We start from the raw sequence: 2,037 nt of genomic DNA, 5'->3' as shown, positions 1-2,037 counted from the left end.
CTGCAATAATATCTTGTAAAATTTCCATAAGACAAGTTTCAACTTCCCAATCGTTATAAAAAATTCCAGCACTACGGACATAAAGCAATAAATCATTGTAGTACTGGGCATTAGTTGCTATTAATGATTTTTGTAGCTGATTATTTTGTTCAATGAGGTTAGCTACTTTTTGTGTTTGCTTCATCACCGAAGTCCCTCCTCACAATCTGATTAACAATATTATCCAAATAGCGCCATTGTTGAATAAATTCTTGACTCTCATGCTGTCCGGCAGTTGTAAGGACATAATATTTACGCGCGGGACCAAAACTTGATGGTTTACGATAACTAGCCAAAAGCTGATGTTTCTCCAGTTTTTGTAACAAGGGATAAACAGTTCCCCCGGTCACCTTAATAAAGCCCAGATCACGTAATTGCTGAACTAAATCATAGCCGTAGACTTCCTTGTCTCCAATAACTAATAATACGCAACCTTCTAATATTCCCTTCAATAATTGTGCTGATTGCATTTTACCACCTCGCTATTATGTTTTACATAATAGCAAATACCAGGTACTATGTAAAGCCTAATAGCTAGTTTTTATGTATGAAATCAATGCTTGAAACACAATAAAACCGCGGAAATTTTATCATCTCCACGGTTTTATTTAGTATTTTTATATTATTATTTTTTATCTTGTTCGAGATAGGAATGATGCATTCCATAAGCGAAGTAGACAATAAGGCCAAATAAGAACCAACCTACCGCATAAATCTTCGCTGCTGTACTCAAGCCATAAAAAACAATTAATGAACCTAAAAAGGCTAAAGCTGGCAACACCGGATAAAATGGCATTTTGAAACCATTATTGACTATATCTTTACCCTCACGCCGACGCAAACCATAAATGCCTAAAGAAACAAACATAAAGGCAATCAAAGTTCCTGCAGATATTAACTGTGAAAGTTCATCAAAAGGAAAGATTGAACCAACAATCACGGCCACAATTGTAATCACACTTAAGGCATGATTAGGTAATTTTTTATCATTTAACTGCCCCAACCACTTAGGCAACAAACCATCACGGCCAAATGAATAAATTAATCTAGAACCAGCTAACATCATTCCAATTAAAGCCGTAAACATTCCAATAACAGCAATTGATTGGACCACCGAGGCCACTATCGTGTGTCCACTTTGTCTTAAAGCCCAGCCTACTGGTTCGGCATTATTGGCATATTCTGTATATTTAAACATTCCTACTAAAACCAAAGCCACGGCTACAAACAAAACCACTGCAATTAATAATGAACCTAAAATACCTCTAGGCATGGTCTTTTGTGGGTTAATGGCTTCTGCAGAATTAGCAGCAATCGAATCAAAACCAATATATGCCAAAAAAATCATTGAAACTCCAGCATAAATGCCCTTCCAGCCGCCAAAAGCACTACCATCAGGATTAACGTGATATTGGGGAATAAATGGAACATAATTTTTTGCGTGAATAGCAGTAGCTCCTACAATGACAAATAAAATTACTGCAAAAACTTTAGCTACAACTAAAATATTTTCTACGCGAGCAGCTTCAGTCATACCACGTGATAACAAAACTGCAACACCTATTATTACTACTGCTGAAATTAAGTCAATAAATCCACCTTTATTGCCTACTGGATTAGCCAAATAATTAGGCAGCTGTAACCCTAAAGGTGCGATTAATCCGCGGAAATTAGCTGATAACCCGGAGCCAACAAAGGCCACAGCAATAAAATATTCAGCTAATAAGGCCCAGCCAGCAACCCAGCCAAAAAATTCACCAAAAATAACATTAATCCACGAATATGCTGAACCGGCAAAAGGCATTGCTGACGCCATCTCTGCATAAGCAAAAGCAACTAAACCGGCAACAATTGCTGCTCCTAAAAAAGATAAAACCACAGCGGGACCAGCATGCTCAGCAGCTACAGTTCCAGGTAATGTAAAAATAGTTGTGGAAACAATCGTTCCTACTCCTAAGGCTAAAAAATCTCGGACACGTAAGGTTCGCACTAAATGAG

At 37.5% G+C, this 2,037-nt stretch carries 2 protein-coding genes and 1 pseudogene; all 3 read right to left on the bottom strand.

Annotated elements, in window-relative coordinates:
* Nucleotides 1-187: pseudogene (locus EQ827_RS08600) on the bottom strand (hypothetical protein); the annotation flags it as partial.
* Entirely contained in the window at nucleotides 159-509 is a 351-nt protein-coding gene (locus EQ827_RS08595; protein ID WP_181190567.1) for a PadR family transcriptional regulator, read from the bottom strand. The pseudogene EQ827_RS08600 and the gene EQ827_RS08595, both read right to left, overlap by 29 nt.
* Before the next feature lie 155 nt (nucleotides 510-664).
* Nucleotides 665-2,037: APC family permease (locus EQ827_RS08590; protein WP_181190566.1), on the bottom strand; the 1,373-nt coding region annotated here is incomplete at its 5' end.

Source organism: Bombilactobacillus bombi (assembly GCF_013607485.1).
Taxonomy (GTDB): domain Bacteria; phylum Bacillota; class Bacilli; order Lactobacillales; family Lactobacillaceae; genus Bombilactobacillus; species Bombilactobacillus bombi_A.
Note: the sequence above shows the minus strand (reverse complement) of the source record. Positions and strands in the feature narration are given on the sequence as shown.